This window comes from Bradyrhizobium sp. (genome assembly GCF_035701725.1).
Taxonomy (GTDB): Bacteria; Pseudomonadota; Alphaproteobacteria; order Rhizobiales; family Xanthobacteraceae; genus Bradyrhizobium.
Genome location: NZ_DASSRP010000416.1, coordinates 1 through 18,032, shown reverse-complemented (window position 1 = coordinate 18,032; position 18,032 = coordinate 1). Strand labels below are relative to the sequence as shown.

Here is an 18,032-nt window from a genome sequence, read left to right as displayed (position 1 = left end):
GTTCTCGCCGCATCGACCTATCCGCTGGAACTGGTGCAGGCCGATCGCTGGTTGAAGGATCGCAAGACTCTGAAAGGCGATGCGCTGAAGACCGAGGTCGACAAGCAGTCCTGGGACAACAGCATCAAAGCCTTGACTTCGACTGCGGATGTTCTGGCCATGATGAGCGACAAGCTCGACTGGACCAAGAATCTCGGCGACGCCGTGCTCGCGCAGCAGCCGGACGTGATGGACGCGATTCAGCGCCTGCGCACCAAGGCTTATGACAACAAGAAGCTTTCCACCACCAAGCAGCAGAAGGTCAGCGTCCAGACCCAGGAAAGCAAGCAGGTGATCGTGATCGAGCAGGCCGATCCCAACACGATCTACGTGCCTTACTACGATCCGGCGACCGTCTATGGTGCGTGGCCCTACGCAGCCTATCCACCCTATTACTTCGGCTATCCGGGCTACATCGGCGCAGGCGTGATCGCGGCTGGCATCGCCTTCGGCGCAGGCTGGGCGATCGGGCGCTGGGGCAATTATTGGGGCGGCGGCGCCAACTGGGGCAACCGCAATCTCTACGTGAACCACTTCAACAAGATCAACAACATCGGAAACAACTGGCAGCACAACCCCACGCATCGTCAGGGCGTGCGTTATAACAATGCGAACGTCGCGCAGCGATTTGGCAACAACAACTTGCGGGCCGGCGTCGCGGATCGCATGGACTTCCGCGGCCGCAGCGGCCAGCAGGTGCTCAATCCGGGCGGCGGCAGGCCGAGCGTCGGTGATCGCGCCACCAACCTCGGTGATCGCGGTGGCAATCTTGGCGACCGAGGCGGAGGCAATCGGGCCAATGTGGCCGATCGCCGAGCCGGCAATGCGGGCAACCGTGCGGGCGTCGCCGATCGGGCACGGAGCGGGGGCGGCGGCAGCTTCAACGTCTCCTCCGGCAGGGCGGCCAATCTGGCGTCCGCACGCGGACGGGCAAGCTTTGCTTCTGCCGGAGGCGGTGGTTTCCGCGGCGGCAGCTTCGCCGGCGGCGGTGGTTTTCGCGGGGGTGGTGGCGGCTTCCGCGGAGGCGGTGGCTTCCGTGGTGGCGGAGGGTTCGGGCGGCGATCCGACATCGCGCTGAAGCACGACGTCGTGCTGCTCGGACATCTCGCCAACGGCATCGGCTATTACCGCTTTAGCTATCTTGGCAGCGACGCGACCTATGTCGGTGTGATTGCCCAGGAGGTCCAGGCCATCATGCCGGATGCGGTCACGCGCGGCAGAGACGGCTTCCTGAGGGTGTATTACGAGAAGCTCGGCTTGAAGTTCGGCACCTACAAGGATTGGCTCGCGCGCGGCGCAAAGATCCCCTCGGAGGTGACGCCATGACCAATCTGCGGTCGCTCGGTCATGCCAGCCTGCCGGCCATTATGATGGTTTTCGTCCTGAGTACCGCCGCTCGGGCGCAAGAGTCGTTTTCCTCGCCCGAGCAGGCAGCGTCCTCGCTCGCCGATGCAGTCAAGAGCGGTTCGAACAGAGCCATCCTCAAGGTGCTCGGCAAGGATGCCGGAGATATCGTTGCATCCGGCGATGACGTTGCCGACGCGGAAATGCGGCAGCGTTTCGCGACCGCATACGACGCCAAGCACTCGATCAAGTCAGAGGGAAACAGGAAAGCCACGCTGATCGTCGGCAATGATGATTTCCCGTTTCCGATTCCGCTCTACAACACCAAGAGCGGCTGGGAGTTCGATACCAGGGCCGGGCGCCTGGAAATTCTCTATCGCCGCATCGGCCGCAACGAGCTCGACGCGATCCAGACCTGTCTCGCTTTTGTCGATGCCGAGAATGAATATGCCGAGAAGGATCGCGGTCAGGGCATCGGCGTCTACGCGCAACGATTTGTCAGTAACCCCGGAAAAAAAGACGGCCTGTTCTGGCGCGACGACAGCGACCCCAGTCCGCTCGGTGAACTCGCTGCGAAGGCCTCGAGCGAGGGTTACAAGCTTGAAGGGAAGGGAGCACCTTATCACGGCTACTATTATCGAATCCTGAGGGCACAGGGATCCGGTGCGCCGGGCGGGGCCCTCAGCTATGTTGCCACCGGCAAAATGATAGGCGGCTTCGCGCTGATCGCCTATCCGGCGGAGTATGGCAATTCGGGGGTGATGACCTTCATGGTCAGTCACGCCGGTACCGTCTACCAGAAGGACCTCGGCAGACGGACCGAGGTGCAGGCCAGGCGCATGATGCTGTTTGACCCCGATCAGACCTGGAAGAAAGTGACTGCAGAAAGGCCTTGAGGTCGTTCAGGACCGACCTCAAGTTGCCAAAAGATGGCTCAGCTTCCTCTTGCCAGAGACGGCTGAGACCTTGCAATCTCACAGCGATGCCGCGACCAGCCTGGCCACCGCGGCAAGCGTTGCGTTGCGATGCTCCGCCTCAGGCGAGCTTTCGGTCAAATAGACCGCCACAAAAAGCGGGGGCCGGTTCGCTGCAGGCCATACAACGGCGACATCGTTGGTCGTGCCTTTTTCGCCGGAGCCGGTCTTGTCGCCGATGCGCCAGTCGCGCGGAAATCCGGCGCGCAATCGCGCATCGCCGGTCTTGTTGCCGACGAGCCAGCCGATCAGGCGGTCTCGCGAGGCCGGCATCAATGCGTTGCCACTCACCAGCGCGCGAAAGTCCGATAGCATGGCGGCGGGAGAGGTCGTGTCGCGCGGATCGCCGGACAACGCTTCATTCAGATCCGGCTCGTTGCGGTCAAGCCTTGTCACGGTGTCGCCGAGCGAGCGCGCATAGGCGGTCAGACCTTCAGGCCCGCCGAGATTGGCGAGCAACAGGTTGCCGGCGGTGTTGTCGCTGAAGGTGATTGCAGCTTCGCAAACATCCGCAAGCGACATTCCCTCGCTGCCGACATGATTTTTGCTGACGGGAGAGTTCGCCACGATGTCTTTCGCCTCGAAACGAACGCGGCGATCGATCTGCTCCTTGCCGGCATCGACGCGGGCGAGCAGCGCCGCGACAGCGAGCGCCTTGAATGTACTGCACATCGGAAAGCGTTCGTCGCCGCGATGGGCGGCGCTGTTTCCGCTCAGCGTATCGGTAACCGCAACACCAAGGCGTCCGCCGCGTTCTTTCTCGAGTTCGGCAAACTTCTGCACGAGCCGATCGGACCATCCAGCGTCCGCGTGAGCGGAGAGGTTCGGACCGAGCAACATGCTTCCGCCAATCGCCACACCGAGCCCATACAAAAACTCCCGTCGCTTCACCATTTCGTCTCTCCTTGCGGTTGCTTACGCCTCAATGGGGCCCGCCGATCGGATTGACAAGCGATGAAAAATTGGGGGAGACATTAGGAAAATTTGGGAAGCGCGACACATGATCAGATCGCATCTGCCACTCAATGCGCTCCTCGCTTTTGAAGCGTCGGCCCGGCACCTCAGCTTCACGTCCGCAGGCCTGGAGCTGAGGGTCACCCAGGCTGCCGTCAGTCACCAGGTCAAGGCACTCGAAGAGCTGTTGGGCGTGAAACTGTTTCGCAGGCTTCCACGCGGACTGGCGCTCACGGATGAGGGCCTGGTTCTGCTGCCCGTTCTGACCGAGACGTTCGACCGCATCCAGGCGACGCTCGATCAGTTCACCGGCGGCAAGTTCCGCGAAGCCGTCACGGTCGGTGCGGTCGGCACATTCGCCACCCGCTGGCTGTTGCCGAGGCTTGCCTCGTTCCGCAAAGCGCATCCCAATATCGATTTGCGCATCTACACCAACAACAACCGCGTCGATCTTGCGGGTGAGGGGCTCGATTTCGCCATCCGCTTCGGCGACGGATCGTGGCACGGGGCGGAGGCCGTCGAGCTTCTGTCGGCGCCTCATTCACCGGCGTGCACGCCGGAAATTGCAAAACGGCTGCGGCGACCCGAGGACCTCCTCGCCGAAGTGCTGCTTCGCTCATACCGAATCGACGAATGGGAGCGCTGGTTTGCGTCGGTTGGCATTGCCTCCGCTCAAGCTCGCGGGCCGGTGTTCGATTCGTCTACGGCGCTTGCCGAGGTCGCGGTTCAAGGGCAGGGCGTTGCGTTACTGCCGATCCGGATGTTTGCGCGGGAGCTGGAAAGCGGGCACCTCGTTCAACCCTTCAAAGACGAAATCACTCTCGGCCGTTACTGGCTGACGAGCCTGAAATCAAAACCCGCGTCGGCAGGCATGAAAGCTTTTCGGCACTGGCTGTTGCAGGTCTGCCGGGAGCAGGCGCAAGGCATGGCCGCGCCGGCCAGATGACCGCTCGGCCACGCTTGTACGCAAATGACCGCGCGCGCAAAGCGTCCTTTGAAGGAGCGAATCTTCGCGATTGGAGGCTGAAAAGCCGAAAAGACACAAGATGTTTTGATCGAAAACTTCGGCTTTGGACGCCGCAAGGATTGATTTACCAACCTTTGCCGGTCCATCGATCTCCCCATTTCCGCCGTGTTCCCGCTGCGGTATATTGATCTGATGATGCGGGTCCTGAAGACTTCGCATCGGGGATAAGGCGTCGGGGCACGCAGAAAATGCGGCGGGCGCAGCGGTACTTGGGGCGAATGCAGAACAGACGGTCAGCACCGACTTGTGGGGCATGGCGAGGAATTGCCGTCGCCGGTGCATGCCTGGTGCTTGCCAACTGTTCGTCATCTGGCCTGATGAGCCGTGTCGACCCGAAATACGGCGTTTCCTCCAGCCCGCGCGTCGTCGCCATGGGCGATCCCGTGCCGAAGGGCGGTGGAACCTACCGCGTGGGCAAACCCTATACGGTCGCCGGCCAACTCTACATTCCCGAAGAGAACGTCAATTACCGCCAGGAAGGCCTTGCCTCATGGTATGGCGACGACTTCCACGGCCGGCTCACCGCCAATGGCGAGGTCTTCGACATGACCTCGCTCTCGGCCGCCCACCCGACACTGCCGATGCCGTGTTATGCCCGCGTCACCAACCTTGCCAACGGCAAGTCGCTGATCGTCCGCGTCAACGACCGTGGGCCCTACCACGGCAATCGCGTGATGGACGTCTCGAGCCGCGCAGCCGACCTCCTCGAATTCAAGAACAATGGCGTGGCGCGCGTGCGCGTCGAATATGTCGGCCGGGCGCCGCTCGAAGGTTCCGACGATCGTCTGTTGATGGCGACCCTGCGCACTGGCGCGCCGGCGCCGGCGCCTTCGCTGGTCCAGATTGCCTCGGCGCGCCCGTTCGTGCCACAACTGCCTTCCTCGGCGCGGCCGATCCGCGGCGAGGTGCCGCTTCCCGAAGGCCGGCCGTACAATCTGGGCAGCGCGCAGCCGGACCAGACCGCCTATGCGGAGCCGCAGACGCGTACCGCATCCATGCGCTCGCGTTCCAACGACCGGTTCCAGGACGAGGCATCCTACGACGATCGCTACGTCACGCGTCCGATCTCCGCCTATGCACCGGTAGATCCGCAGATTCCGAACGAAATTCTCTCGGCGCGCGGGCTTTACTGATTCCCGGTCAGGCGTAACCCGACTTGGTGCCTCAGGGCCGCAGGCAGCCGGGTTTCTCTCTTGTTCACAACATCTTATCCGAGCGGACGAAGGCGATGCCTCAATCGTTTGAGGGAGCCTAAAGCCGTGTTGTTTGAGCGGTTTCCAACTGTTAGAACGCGAGCCTTCAAGGACAATTTCGATGGCGCTTTCGACGTCGCGGTTTCGCCAGGCTTCAGTTGGGACAGGACGCCTCGCCCGCGGTCTGATCGCGGCTGCGCTCGTAGCGGCTGTCGGGTGGAGCGGCGTGCTGCTTGCGGCCAACAACAGCGTGCAGGGTGCCAAGAAGGAAGAAGCAGGATTTGACGGCGACGCCCCGACCGCGATCCTGATCGAGGCGTCAAGCGGTGCCGTGCTGTTCGAGAAGAACGCCGACGAACTGCGCGCGCCCTCCAGCATGATGAAGCTCGTGACGGCGGAAGTCGTTTTCCATGCGATCAAGCAGGGTGACATCAAACTGACGGATGAATATCGCGTCAGTGAGAACGCCTGGCGCAGGGGCGGGGCGCCGGCGGGGGGATCGACCATGTTCGCCGCCCTCAACAGCAAGATTTCGGTGGACGATCTGCTTCATGGAGCCATCATCCAGAGCGGCAACGATGCCTGCATCGTGCTGGCGGAGGCCATCGCAGGCAACGAGCGCGCCTTTGCCGAGATCATGACCAAGCGCGCCCGCGAGCTTGGCCTCAACCGATCTACCTTCGCCAATTCCAACGGGCTCCCGGACCCCGGCAACAAGATGACGGTGCGCGAACTGGCGAAGCTCGCCCGTCACATCATCCAGACCTATCCCGAGTTCTACAAACTGTTCGGAGAGAAAGAATTTACCTGGAATAAGATTCGCCAGCCGAACCGCAATCCCTTGCTCAACTCGCTCGAGGGCGCTGACGGCCTGAAAACGGGCTACACCAAGGAAGGCGGTTACGGCATGGTTGGGTCGGCCGTGCAGAACGGTACGCGGCTGATCGTTGCCATCAACGGGCTCGAAGATCCCGAAGACCGCGCGACCGAAGCCAAGAAAATGCTGGAGTGGGGATTCCGCAATTTCGAGGTGCGGACAGTGTTCGCGGAGAATCAGACGATCGGCTATGCCAAGGTGTTCGGTGGCGATACCCGCTCGGTCGCCCTGGCGAGCCACGAGCCGGTCAAGGTCATGGTGCAGAAGAACGGCTCAGACAAGCTGATCGCCCGCGTCGTTTATAGCGGACCGGTACGCGCGCCGTTCGAGGCCGGCCAGAGGGTCGGCGTGGTCAAGGTCTGGCGCGGCGGCAATGTCGCGGTGGAGACACCGGTCTTTGCCGCGGATTCGGTTGGGCGGGGCTCGACGCTGCGCCGCGCCGTCGACGGCGTTGCCGAGCTTGCGATCGGATTGTTCCGCGCAGGTGCCGAGAAGCTGTGATGGCGGCGCAGGGTGCGGTCAAAGCTGCGGTCGGGCGGGGACGTTTCATCTCCTTTGAGGGCGGTGAGGGATCGGGCAAATCGACCCAGATCAAGATCCTTGCCGATCGACTTGCCGGCGTAAAACTGCATACGCTCGTAACACGGGAGCCCGGCGGATCGCCCGGCGCGGAAATCATCCGCCATCTCGTGCTATCCGGGATGGGCAAGCTGCTCGGCCCCGAGGCGGAAACGCTGTTGTTTGCCGCCGCGCGCGACGACCACGCACACACCGTGATCGAGCCGGCGCTCAAGCAGGGAACCTGGGTGCTCACCGACCGCTTCTCGGATTCGACACGCGTCTATCAGGGCACGCTGGGACATGTCGCGCCCGGACTGCTCAACGCCATGCAGCGGGTCACCATCGGCGACCTCAAGCCAGACCTCACCGTGATCCTCGACGTTCCCGTCGAGATCGGTCTCAAGCGTGCCGCCGCCCGGCGGGGCAACGCCGCAGCCGACCGCTTCGAATCCGAGGACGTCAGCTTTCATCAACGATTGCGTGAGGCTTATCGGCAGATCGCAAAAGATGAGCCCGAGCGTTGTGTGCTGATCGACGCCACGGAAGAGCCGGCCAAGGTCGCAGCGAGCGTCTGGTCGGCGTTGCGCGACCGCTTTTTTGCGGCCAGCGCTGGAAACGCGGCGGCGCCCGCATGAGCAGCAAGGTTGAGGCACAGCTTTCGGTTCCGCACCCGCGGGAAACGACCGATTTGTTCGGCCATCGGGAAGCCGAGGCGGCGTTGCTCAATGCCTATCGCAGCGGACGAATTCCGCACGCCTGGCTGATCGGCGGCGCACAAGGGATCGGCAAGGCCACGCTGGCCTACCGCATGGCGCGATTCGTCCTTGCTCATCCCGATCCGCATTCGCCAGCCGTGCTGCACGCCAAGAATTTGAGCGTCGATCCCTCCGATCCCACCGCGCGCCGGATCGCCGCCGAAGCCCATGGCGGGCTCCTGGTGCTTCAGAGAACCGCCAACGACAAAGGCGTCATGCGCACCGTGATCACGGTCGACGAGACCCGCGAGACGATTTCGTTTTTCGGCTCGACAGCCGCGGCCGAAGGATGGCGGGTCTGCATTGTCGATACCGTCGATGAGCTCAATCCCAATGCGGCGAACGCCCTGCTCAAGACCCTCGAAGAGCCGCCGCGCCAGTCGCTGTTTCTGCTCATCAGCCACGCGCCGGGCAGGGTGTTGCCGACCATCCTCTCGCGTTGCCGGCGGCTGCCATTGCGGCCGCTCGCCAACGCCGATGTGATCAAGGCCGCGAGCCGGGCGAGCGGGCTTGCCGGCAACGACCCGGCTCTGGTCGAGGCCGCCACGGCAGCCGAGGGCAGCGTCTCACGGGCACTGACACTGCTTGGGGGCGATGCAGTCAAGCTCCACACCAGGACCGCGGCAATGCTGGCGGCCCTGCCGCGGCTGGATCCGCGCGAATTGCATGCGCTCGGAGATGCGCTTGGCGGCAGCGACAAGGTTGCGCTCGCGACCTTCGTCGACAGCATCGAGCGCTGGGTGGGTACGTGCATGCGCACGGAGAACCCCAACGCGGAGCTGCCCCGCCTTGCACGGCTGGCGGAGGTATGGGAAAAGATCAGCCGCGCCGCGCGCGATACCGCTGAATACAATTTGGAGCGAAAGCCGCTTGTATTTTCGGTATTTGGGATGCTTGCGGAAGCCACGCGATAACAGCGGTCCCTGAAATCCCTAGTTCTGTCTGATCCGATAAAAGGAATTCGCCGTGGCGAAGGCTGCGAAAAAAACCGTCAAGAAACGTAACGCAAAAACGGCCCGCAAGGCGCGCGCCGGCGCCAAGCGTGCCGCGCTCAAGAAAGCGAAAAAGTCTGCCAAAAAGGCGGTCAAGAAATCGGCAAAGAAGGCGGCCAAAAAAGCCGCCAAGAAGAGCGCGAGAAGGGCGGCAAAACGAACCGTCAAAAAGGCAGCGAAGACGTCCGCGCCCGAAGCGCCGGTGAAGAAGGCAAAGGCTCAAACGGCTGCGCCGAAAACACCCTCGGCCAAGCCGCCGGTCTCGAAGGCCAATCCAGCCGCAGCGGCGCCGAAAGCGCGGCAAGCCCGGTCCACGAATTCGTTCTACATCACGACCGCCATCGCCTATCCGAACGGCGCGCCCCATATCGGCCATGCCTATGAGGCGATCGCAACGGACGCGCTGGCGCGGTTTCAGCGGCTCGACGGCAAGGATGTGTTCTTCCTGACGGGTACTGACGAGCACGGCCTGAAGATGATCCAGACCGCGGAGGCCGAGAAGCTGACGCCGATGGAGATCGCGACGCGCAATGCACAGCGTTTCAAGGAAATGGACGAGCGCTTGAACGTCTCGTTCGACCGCTTCATCCGTACCACCGAAGAGCAACATCATCGCTCCAGCCAGGAAATCTGGCGGCGGATGGCTGCGAATGGCGACATCTATCTCGACAGCTATTCCGGCTGGTACTCGGTGCGCGATGAGGCCTACTACGCGGAGGACGAGACCACGCTCGGCGAGGACAACGTTCGCCGGGGTCCGCAAGGGACACCGGTCGAGTGGGTCGAAGAGAAGAGCTACTTCTTCCGCCTGTCGGCCTATCAGGACAGGCTGCTCGCGCTTTACGAGAGCCAGCCCGATTTTATTGGACCGGACACGCGCAAGAACGAAGTGGTCAGCTTCGTCAAAAGCGGATTGCGGGATCTTTCGATTTCGCGGACCACGTTCAATTGGGGTGTCAAGGTGCCGGACAGTCCCGAGCACGTGATGTACGTCTGGGTCGACGCGCTGACCAACTACATCACCGGCGTCGGCTTCCCCAACGAGAACGACAAGGATTGGCACTATTGGCCCGCCGACGTGCACATCATCGGCAAGGACATCATCCGCTTTCATGCGGTGTACTGGCCGGCCTTCCTGATGTCGGCCGGCATTCCCGTGCAAAAGCGCGTCTACGCGCACGGCTTCCTGTTCAACCGCGGTGAGAAGATGTCGAAGTCGGTCGGCAACGTCGTCGACCCCTTCAACCTTGCCGACCAGTACGGCGTCGATCAGACGCGTTACTTCTTTCTGCGCGAAGTGCCATTCGGGCAGGACGGCAGCTACAACCATGAAGCCATCGTCGCGCGCATCAATGCCGATCTTGCCAACGATCTCGGCAATCTGGCACAGCGTTCGCTGTCGATGCTGGCCAAGCAGTATCAGGGCGTGCTGCCGGAGCCCGGCGAATTCTCAGACAACGACAACGCGATCCTGGCGCAGGCCGACGGCATGATCGCGCTGGCGCGAAGCGCGATGGCAACCCAGCAGATTCATCAGGCGCTGAATGCGGTCTGGGCGGTGGTTGCCGAAGCCAACCGGTATTTCGCCGGCGAAGCGCCGTGGGCGCTTGCCAAGACCGACCCCAAGCGTCAGGCAACGGTGCTGTACGTCACAGCCGAAGTGGTGCGCCAGATCGCCATTCTGGCACAGCCGGCGATGCCGGCAGCCTCAAGCAAGCTGCTCGATATTCTCGGCATTGCTGCTGATGCGCGCAATTTTGCCGCGCTCGGCCAGCGCATCAAGGCGGGGACGGTGCTGCCTGCGCCGGCGCCGGTGTTCCCGCGTTACATTGAACCGACCGCGACCTGAGCGGTTTTACCCCCATGCTCGTCGACAGCCACTGCCATCTCGACTTTCCGGACTTTGCCGAGGACCTCGACGGCATTGTCGCGCGGGCCGAAGCGGCCGGCATCGGGCGCATTGTGACCATTTCGACGCGGGTGAGGCGGCTCGACGCGCTGCTTGCGATCGCCGGCAAATACGACCCGGTCTATTGCTCGGTCGGCACCCATCCGCACCAGGCCGACGAGGAAGACGGCATTTCGGCGGACGAGCTGATCGCGCTGACGAAACATCCCAAGGTGGTTGCCCTCGGCGAGGCAGGCCTCGACTATTTCTACGAACACGGCTCGCGGGCAGCGCAGGAGCGCGGCTTTCGAGCCCACATTGCGGCCGCGCGCTCAACCGGGCTTCCGCTCGTCATTCATACCCGCGAAGCCGACGAGGACTGCGAGCGTATTCTGCTCGAAGAGATGGCCAAGGGTTCATTTCGCGCCGTGCTGCATTGCTACACCGGGGGCCGAAAGCTCGCGATGAAGGCCATTGAGCTTGGCCTGTCGATTTCGTTCACGGGTATCCTGACGTTCAAGAAATCCGACGAGCTGCGCGCGCTCGCTTCGGAGCTGCCCGCCGACCGCATCATGGTCGAGACCGATTCTCCGTATCTTGCGCCTGGAAAATTTCGCGGCAAGCGCAATGAACCGGCCTATGTGGTCGAGGTCGCAAAAGTGCTGGCGGAAACGCGCGGCGTCTCGCTGGAGGAGATTTCGCGGCAGACCACCGAAAACTTCTTCCGTCTGTTCTCCAAGGTACCGGCACCGCGGGCGGCATGACACTCACGCTGACCATTCTCGGCTGCGGATCATCGGCCGGCGTGCCAAGGCCGGCGCTGGGGTGGGGTGCCTGCGACCCGACCAATCCGAAAAACCGCAGGCTGCGCTGTTCGCTGCTGGTGGAGCAAACCGGGCAAGCCGGCATGACCACGCGTATCCTGATCGACACGTCGCCCGATTTGCGCGAGCAGTTGATCAGCGCCAATGTCGATCACATCGACGCGGTGTTCCTGACCCATGAGCACGCCGATCAAACCCACGGGATCGACGATCTTCGCTCCGTGGTCATTCACCAGCGGCGGCGCATTCCGACCTATTTCAACATGTCGACCGCGAAAGACATTATGGCGCGGTTCTCGTACTGCTTCGTAACTCCCGAAGGCAGCGAGTATCCACCGCTGCTCGATCGTCATTCGGTTGAGACGGGCGAGAGCCGGACCATCAAGGGAAAAGGTGGTGCAGTGACGCTCTCGGCCTTTGAACTCGAACATGGCAGGATACCCGCGCTCGGCTATCGGATCGGCGCCGCCGCTTATACGCCCGATGTCAGCGACATTCCGGAAGCAAGCTGGCCGTCGCTCGAAAATCTCGATCTCTGGATCATCGACGGCTTGCGTTATGCCGGGCATCCCAGCCACTTCAGCGTCAACGATGCGCTGTCATGGATCGACCGCTTCAAGCCGAGGCGTGCGGTCATCACCAACATGCATTCCGACCTCGACTACGAGGTGCTGCGGCAGAGCCTTCCGCAAGGCGTGGTGCCGGCTTACGACGGCATGCGGCTGGAAATAGGATAGACATCAGCGTCGATCCCCGCATCCTCGATGTCATGCCCGGCTTTAGGCCAGGCATCCACGTCTTACTTCTTCACGACAACTACGAGCGTGACCTAGATCTTGTGCAGCTCAAGCGCGGAGGGGTGAAACAGTTCTTCCGGCGCAACCAGGCGGGACGACAAGCCTTCGGCGTGATGGCGCTCCAGAAACCGCCTGAGCACCTCACGATTTGGCTCGAGCCCATACGACCAGAAGTCTTCACCCATCAGCCGCCGCGCCGCGCCGAGCTGTTCCTCGATGAAAGGCAGCGTCACCTTGGTGGCCGACGTATCCGAGAGCTTGGTCAGTGCGATCGCCTTGGATCGTTCGAACGCCTTATAGACCGCAACCGGCAACCACGGATGCTTGTCGACCAAGGTGCGGCGAATGCCGAGCGTATGCATGATCGGAAACAAGCGGGTGCGGCGGTACCATTCGGTCGCGGTCGCCTGCGGATCAGCAAAGAGATAGCCGACATTCGGGTGGGCGCGGTCGAAACAGGAAGGCGCGCGCGGGCCGATCACCGCATCCAGCTCGCCGCTCGCAAGCAATTCGGAGATCGTTGCATCGGCTCTTGCGTTCTCGACACGGACATCGGCCGGTAGATTGAGGCCGATCTTTTCGATGCGGCCGGGATGTTCGTAACCGCCGCGCACCCAAGTGACGTCGGAAGGACGAATGCCGTAGTCCTCTTCCAGAAACAGACGCACCCAGATATTGGCCGTGAGCTGGTACTCCGGAACGCCAATACGGCGGCCTTTCAGGTCGGCCGGCGACTTGATCCGGTCGGTGCGGACATAGACCGAGGTGTGGCGGAAGGCGCGCGAAGGGAACACCGGCACAGCGACGTAAGGACTGGTGCCGGCCGCGGTCTTCACCGAATAGCTCGAGAGAGACAATTCGCAGATGTCGAAATCGGCGTGCCTGAAGGCACGGAAGAAGATCTCCTCCGGATCGAGCAACATGAACTGCGCATCGACGCTGTCAATCTGGACCGAACCGTCGACCAGCGGACGCATCCGGTCATAATCTCCGATCGCGACGGAAAGCTGCAATTTGCTCATGCGTGGTCCTTCATTGACATTCCCTCCGGCCGCCTTATGGCTTCTCGTGGAGAGAAACATAGCATCCTAAGGATTTTCCCACCATGTCCACCACCGCATCCGAGACCGTCGCGGCGCTCATCCGTGAGCTCGTCGACGCCAATCACATTTTGTTCGATCAGGGCGTGGTGGATGGCTTTGGGCACGTCAGCGTGCGGCATCCGGAGCGGCCCGATCGCTTTCTGCTGTCGCGAAGCATGGCCCCGGCGCTGGTAACAGAAAGAGATGTGCTGGAATTCGATCTCGACGGCAATCCGGTCGTACCCAATGGCCCGGCGCCTTATCTCGAGCGGTTCATCCACGGCGAAATCTACCGCAAGCGGCAGGATGTCAATTCCGTCGTGCACAGCCACTCGCCTTCGGTCGTTCCGTTCAGCGTGGTAACGGGCGTCAAGCTGCGTCCCGTCTGTCACATGTGCGGCTTCCTGAGCGAGAAGGGGGCGCCGATTTTCGAAATTCGCGACTTTGCAGGTCCCGGCAGCGACCTTCTGATCACGAGCCCCAGGCTGGGCGCCGCCCTCGCGGACAGCCTCGGGCAGGAGCCTGCCGTTCTGATGCGCGGTCACGGTTCGACGGTGGTCGCCGGAACTCTGCGCCAGGCGGTGTTCCGCGCCGTCTACACCGAGATCGGCGCGAAGCTGCAGATGGAAGCCATGAAACTGGGCCCGGTTACCTATCTGACCGAAGAAGAAACGGTCGGCACCACCAAGACCATCTCGACACAGTACGACCGCTCCTGGTTCCTCTGGCTCAAGGCCGCGCGCAACAGCCCGATGTCGCAATAAGCGGTGCGCCGCCGTTACGACAGGATCGCCTTGGCCGAGTGCACCTGGTCGCGCAGCACGAATTTCTGGATCTTGCCGGTCGAGGTTTTCGGAATCGGGCCGAACACCACGGCCTTCGGCGTCTTGAAGCCGGGCATCTGCTCCCGGCAGAAGGCGATGATGTCAGCTTCGCTCGCTTGCGCGTTCTCCTTCAGTTCAACGAAAGCGCAGGGCACCTCGCCCCATTTTGCGTCGGGCTTGGCGACCACGGCGGCGAACAGCACGGCAGGGTGCTTGTAGAGGACATCCTCGACCTCGACTGAGGAAATATTCTCGCCGCCGGAAATGATGATGTCCTTGGAACGGTCCTTGATGATGACGTAACCGTCCTTGTCGAGCACACCGAGGTCGCCGGTGTGAAACCAGCCGCCGGCGAAGGCTTCATTGGTCGCCTTCTCGTTCTTCAGATAGCCCTTCATCACGATATTGCCGCGGAACATCACCTCGCCGATGGTCTCGCCGTCGCGCGGAACCTCGCGCATGGTTGCGGGATCGATGACGGTCACGGCTTCCTGAAGCGGGTAGGACACGCCCTGGCGGCGCTTGAGCTGCGCGCGCTGATCGGGGCTCAGATCGTCCCAGCCCGGCTGTTCCGCGCACACCGAGGCCGGACCATAGACTTCAGTCAGGCCGTAGACATGGGTCAGCTTGATGCCGATACGCTCGGCGCCTTCAAGCACGGCAACCGGAGGCGCGGCGCCCGCGATCAATCCAACCACCGGACGAGCCTCTGTCTTTGTCGGTGCGCCGGGCGCGTTGATCAGCGTGTTGTAGACGATCGGCGCGCCGCACATATGGGTGACGCCATGCTGTCTGATCAGCTCGAAGATTTTCGCCGGATCGACCTTGCGCAGGCACACATTGATCCCGGCGGCTGCGGCAATGGTCCAGGGAAAGCACCAGCCGTTGCAGTGAAACATCGGCAGCGTCCACAGATAGACCGGATGCGCACCGAGATTTCCGGCGAGAATGTTGCTGACCGCATTCAAATAGGCGCCGCGATGATGCGTCACCACGCCCTTGGGATTACCCGTGGTGCCGGACGTATAGCTCAGCGCGATCGCGTCCCACTCGTCATGCGGAAGCCGTGCGACGAAATTCTCGTCGCCCTGCGCCAGCGCGTCTTCGTATTCGATCTGGCCGATACGCTTGCCGCCGGTAAAGGCCTTGTCGTCCACGTCGATGACGAATGGCTTTTCGCCCTTCATCTGGGCGAGGGCTTCTGCGATCACGCCGGCAAATTCCGGATCGACCAGAATGACCTTGGCGCCGCCGTGGTCGAGCTGAAACGCGATCGAGGCCGCATCGAGCCGGATGTTGAGGGCATTCAGCACTGCGCCGGCCATCGGCACGGCAAAGTGTGCCTCGTTCATCGCGGGAATATTCGGCAGCATCGCCGCTACCGTATCGCCGCGGCCGACGTTGCGACCAGCGAGATACGATGCCAAGCGTCGACAGCGCGCGTACGTCTCGGCCCAGGTATACCTGCGGCCTTCGTAGACCGTGCTGGTATGGCTGGGATAGATCGCCGCCGTGCGCGCCAGAAAGCTCAAAGGCGTCAGCGCGACGAAATTGGCCGGCGTTTTCTCAAGGCCGATGTCGTACTGGTTCTGTGGTCCTACCATCGGTTGTCCTCCACTCAAAGGAAGCCGATCGAGATCCAGGGAAAGATAGCAACGATTATCAGGCCTGCCATCAGGGCGAGAAGATAGCCCCAAATTGGCCGAATGCCCTCGGCGGGATCGACCCGGCCGATGGCGCAGGCGGCATAGTAGCCGACGCCGAAGGGTGGGGCGAACAGTCCGATGCCCATGGCGAGAATGATGATCATGGCGTAGTGCACCTCGTGCACCCCGACGGCGCGCGCGATCGGGAACAGCAGCGGGCCGAACAGCACGATCGCCGGAATGCCCTCGAGCACGCTGCCCAGAATCGTAAAGGCTATGATCGAGACCGCGATGAACGAGGCCGAGCCGCCGGGCAGGCCGGTCATTGCCGTTGCGAGCGCCCGCGAAAATCCCGATTGGGTCAGGCCCCAGGCCATGCCGGTCGCGGTTCCAATGATCATCAGGATCGCGCCGGAGAGGCAGGCGGTCTCGATCAGCATCGGCATCAGCCGCCGCCAGTCGAACTGGCGATAGATCAGAAGACCGATGATGAAGCTATAGACGATGCCGATCGTGGATACTTCCGTGGCGGTCGCCACACCCTCGACCACCGCGTAGCGGATCACGAAGGGCAAGGCGAGCGCGGGCAGGGCGACGATGAAGGTGCGCAAGACTTCCGAACCGCTGGCCCGCCGCACATGGCTCAAGTCTTCACCGCGATAACGCCACCACACCAGTGCCGAGAGCGTGATCGCACAGACCACCCCGGGCAGCAGGCCCCCGGTGAACAGCGCCGAAATCGAAACGCCGGTCACCGACCCGATCGTGATCAGGACCAGGCTCGGCGGAATGGTCTCGGTCTGAGCGCCGGTCGAGGCGAGCAGGGCGACAAGGTCGCCCGGCCGGGCACCGCGCTGTTTCATTTCGGGGAACAAAACCGGCGCAACGGCCGCCATGTCGGCGGCCTTGGAGCCGGAAATGCCCGAGACGAGATACATCGCCCCGACCAGCACGTAATTCAGCCCGCCACGCACGTGGCCGAGCAGGCTCGCCAGAAACGCGACCATGGCCCGCGCCATGCCGGCCATCTCGATCAAGAGCCCGAGGAAGACGAACAGGGGCACGGCGAGCAGGATCAAATGGCTCATGCCTTCGTCCATTCGCCCCACCAGCACCATCAGGGGGGTGCGCGTCGTCAACGCCAGATAGCCGAAAATCGCGAGTCCGAACGCGAACGCGATCGGCACGCCCGCAAAGACGCAGAAACCGACGACGCCAACGAAGAAGATCACGAGATTCAGATTGCCAAGCGGCCGCAGCCAGGGCGAAGCCAGCCAGAACAAGGCGACCACCAGCGCGACCGACAACACCGCCTGAATAACCACTTTGGAGTCGCCGACCCGCAACAGTCGCAGCAGCGCAAACAGCACCATCAGGCAGATGCCGAACGGCAACGCGGCAGCACGCCAGCTGTTGGAGATTTGCAGCGCCGGCGTCGTGATGAAGCTTTCCTCGTAGGCGTACTGGTAGCTCGGCGCGACGACCAGAAGCAGGAACGCCAGCGCCGCACAGGTCGCAACCACGTCGAGATAGGCCCTCAATGACGGTCCGGCATTGGCGACCACGGCCGTCATCCGCATATGCTCGGAACGGCGAAATGCCACCACCGAACCCAGCATCGCGAGCCACAGGAACAGGATTGAGGCCAGCTCGTCGGACCAGATCAGCGGTTGCTGCACGACGTAGCGCGCCACGACCCCGGCAAACAGCGTCACGATCTCGGCAACGACGAGTAACGCGGCAGGAATTTCGACGAGCCGTCCAAGGAAGGATTCACAAACGGCGATAGCCGAATGGCGGCGAGGGGACACCACCTCGCCGGCTTCCGCCCGCGTCGCCTCGGCATTGATCATATCCGTAATATCCAGCCGCCTTGGTCCGGCCGCAGCTTACGACAACTTGCCGACCGATTTCTCCAGGATCGACCAGGCTTCTTCGCCGTACTTCGTCTTCCATTCGGAATAGAAGCCGGCGGCGCGCAGCTTGTCACGGAACGGCGCTAGATCAGGCTGGTTGAAGGTCAGCCCCTTGGCCGCGAGGTCTTCGCGAACCGTCGCGTTAAGCTTTTCGGTGTCGGTGCGGGCCTTGAGCGCCGCCGCGTTGACGTTCTTCTCGACGATGGCGCGGATGTCCGGCGGCAATGCCTCGAGCGCGCGGCGGTTGGCCAGGAACCAGTAGCCGTCCCACATGTGGTTCGTCAGCGAGCAGTATTTCTGGACTTCATAAAGTTTGGCGGTCGAGATCAGCGCCAGCGG

The 18,032-nt window shown here is 62.5% G+C and carries 16 protein-coding genes; 11 read left to right on the top strand and 5 right to left on the bottom strand.

The features are described from left to right. The coding region (locus tag VFL62_RS25725) for a DUF3300 domain-containing protein (protein WP_325175208.1) at positions 1-1,365 on the top strand (1,365 nt) is incomplete at its 5' end. Next, positions 1,362-2,279, top strand: a complete 918-nt coding sequence (locus VFL62_RS25720; RefSeq protein WP_325175207.1) for a DUF2950 domain-containing protein — start codon at positions 1,362-1,364, stop codon at positions 2,277-2,279. The genes VFL62_RS25725 and VFL62_RS25720, both read left to right, overlap by 4 nt. Before the next feature lie 78 nt (positions 2,280-2,357). Here VFL62_RS25720 and bla read toward each other — a convergent pair whose 3' ends face one another. Next, entirely contained in the window at positions 2,358-3,251 is an 894-nt protein-coding gene (gene bla, locus VFL62_RS25715; RefSeq protein ID WP_325175206.1) for a class A beta-lactamase, read from the bottom strand. Between the two features lie 106 nt (positions 3,252-3,357). Between bla and VFL62_RS25710 the strand changes: the two genes are divergently transcribed. From VFL62_RS25710 to VFL62_RS25675, 8 genes are all read left to right on the top strand, one after another. Next, on the top strand, positions 3,358-4,257 hold the full coding sequence (locus tag VFL62_RS25710; protein ID WP_325175205.1) for a LysR family transcriptional regulator: 900 nt from the start codon (positions 3,358-3,360) through the stop codon (positions 4,255-4,257). A gap of 299 nt (positions 4,258-4,556) precedes the next feature. Then, positions 4,557-5,471, top strand: a complete 915-nt coding sequence (locus VFL62_RS25705) for a septal ring lytic transglycosylase RlpA family protein (RefSeq protein ID WP_325175204.1) — start codon at positions 4,557-4,559, stop codon at positions 5,469-5,471. Positions 5,472-5,652: 181 nt separating this feature from the next. Continuing rightward, positions 5,653-6,909, top strand: a complete 1,257-nt coding sequence (locus VFL62_RS25700; protein WP_325175203.1) for a D-alanyl-D-alanine carboxypeptidase family protein — start codon at positions 5,653-5,655, stop codon at positions 6,907-6,909. Then, the gene (tmk, locus tag VFL62_RS25695) at positions 6,909-7,604 is read left to right on the top strand and encodes a dTMP kinase (RefSeq protein WP_325175202.1); all 696 of its coding nucleotides are present in this window, start codon (positions 6,909-6,911) and stop codon (positions 7,602-7,604) included. Before VFL62_RS25700 ends, tmk begins: the two co-directional genes overlap by 1 nt. Beyond that, the gene (locus tag VFL62_RS25690; protein ID WP_325175201.1) at positions 7,601-8,638 is read left to right on the top strand and encodes a DNA polymerase III subunit delta'; all 1,038 of its coding nucleotides are present in this window, start codon (positions 7,601-7,603) and stop codon (positions 8,636-8,638) included. The genes tmk and VFL62_RS25690 overlap by 4 nt, the downstream gene beginning before the upstream one ends. 52 nt (positions 8,639-8,690) lie before the next feature. Then, entirely contained in the window at positions 8,691-10,565 is a 1,875-nt protein-coding gene (gene metG, locus VFL62_RS25685) for a methionine--tRNA ligase (RefSeq protein WP_325175200.1), read from the top strand. A 14-nt stretch (positions 10,566-10,579) separates the two neighbouring features. Continuing rightward, on the top strand, positions 10,580-11,368 hold the full coding sequence (locus tag VFL62_RS25680) for a TatD family hydrolase (protein WP_325175199.1): 789 nt from the start codon (positions 10,580-10,582) through the stop codon (positions 11,366-11,368). Next, on the top strand, positions 11,365-12,165 hold the full coding sequence (locus VFL62_RS25675; RefSeq protein WP_325175198.1) for an MBL fold metallo-hydrolase: 801 nt from the start codon (positions 11,365-11,367) through the stop codon (positions 12,163-12,165). The genes VFL62_RS25680 and VFL62_RS25675 overlap by 4 nt, the downstream gene beginning before the upstream one ends. A gap of 92 nt (positions 12,166-12,257) precedes the next feature. Here the strand turns inward: VFL62_RS25675 and VFL62_RS25670 are convergent, their stop codons facing one another. Then, positions 12,258-13,247 (bottom strand): ABC transporter substrate-binding protein, encoded by a 990-nt coding sequence (locus VFL62_RS25670; protein ID WP_325175197.1) that lies wholly within the window; start codon positions 13,245-13,247, stop codon positions 12,258-12,260. Positions 13,248-13,330: 83 nt separating this feature from the next. Here VFL62_RS25670 and VFL62_RS25665 point away from each other — a divergent pair, with 83 nt between their 5' ends. Beyond that, entirely contained in the window at positions 13,331-14,071 is a 741-nt protein-coding gene (locus VFL62_RS25665; protein ID WP_325175196.1) for a class II aldolase/adducin family protein, read from the top strand. A gap of 14 nt (positions 14,072-14,085) precedes the next feature. On the opposite strand, the gene VFL62_RS25660 is transcribed toward VFL62_RS25665, so the two are convergent. The 3 genes from VFL62_RS25660 to VFL62_RS25650 form a co-directional block, all read right to left on the bottom strand. After that, positions 14,086-15,735, bottom strand: a complete 1,650-nt coding sequence (locus VFL62_RS25660; protein ID WP_325175195.1) for an acyl-CoA synthetase — start codon at positions 15,733-15,735, stop codon at positions 14,086-14,088. A 14-nt stretch (positions 15,736-15,749) separates the two neighbouring features. Further along, complete coding sequence (locus VFL62_RS25655; RefSeq protein WP_325175194.1) at positions 15,750-17,630, bottom strand: TRAP transporter large permease subunit; 1,881 nt, start codon at positions 17,628-17,630, stop codon at positions 15,750-15,752. A 36-nt stretch (positions 17,631-17,666) separates the two neighbouring features. Beyond that, positions 17,667-18,032: TRAP transporter substrate-binding protein (locus tag VFL62_RS25650; protein ID WP_414644846.1), on the bottom strand; the 366-nt coding region annotated here is incomplete at its 5' end.

Excerpts from the sequence above, each read along its gene's own strand:
- VFL62_RS25720 (WP_325175207.1), top strand. The coding sequence starts at position 1,362 with ATGACCAATCTGCGGTCGCTCGGTCATGCCAGCCTGCCGGCCATTATG.
- bla (WP_325175206.1), bottom strand. The coding sequence starts at position 3,251 with ATGGTGAAGCGACGGGAGTTTTTGTATGGGCTCGGTGTGGCGATTGGC.
- VFL62_RS25710 (WP_325175205.1), top strand. The coding sequence starts at position 3,358 with ATGATCAGATCGCATCTGCCACTCAATGCGCTCCTCGCTTTTGAAGCG.
- VFL62_RS25705 (WP_325175204.1), top strand. The coding sequence starts at position 4,557 with ATGCAGAACAGACGGTCAGCACCGACTTGTGGGGCATGGCGAGGAATT.
- VFL62_RS25700 (WP_325175203.1), top strand. The coding sequence starts at position 5,653 with ATGGCGCTTTCGACGTCGCGGTTTCGCCAGGCTTCAGTTGGGACAGGA.
- tmk (WP_325175202.1), top strand. The coding sequence starts at position 6,909 with ATGGCGGCGCAGGGTGCGGTCAAAGCTGCGGTCGGGCGGGGACGTTTC.
- VFL62_RS25690 (WP_325175201.1), top strand. The coding sequence starts at position 7,601 with ATGAGCAGCAAGGTTGAGGCACAGCTTTCGGTTCCGCACCCGCGGGAA.
- VFL62_RS25680 (WP_325175199.1), top strand. The coding sequence starts at position 10,580 with ATGCTCGTCGACAGCCACTGCCATCTCGACTTTCCGGACTTTGCCGAG.
- VFL62_RS25675 (WP_325175198.1), top strand. The coding sequence starts at position 11,365 with ATGACACTCACGCTGACCATTCTCGGCTGCGGATCATCGGCCGGCGTG.
- VFL62_RS25670 (WP_325175197.1), bottom strand. The coding sequence starts at position 13,247 with ATGAGCAAATTGCAGCTTTCCGTCGCGATCGGAGATTATGACCGGATG.
- VFL62_RS25665 (WP_325175196.1), top strand. The coding sequence starts at position 13,331 with ATGTCCACCACCGCATCCGAGACCGTCGCGGCGCTCATCCGTGAGCTC.
- VFL62_RS25660 (WP_325175195.1), bottom strand. The coding sequence starts at position 15,735 with ATGGTAGGACCACAGAACCAGTACGACATCGGCCTTGAGAAAACGCCG.
- VFL62_RS25655 (WP_325175194.1), bottom strand. The coding sequence starts at position 17,630 with ATGATCAATGCCGAGGCGACGCGGGCGGAAGCCGGCGAGGTGGTGTCC.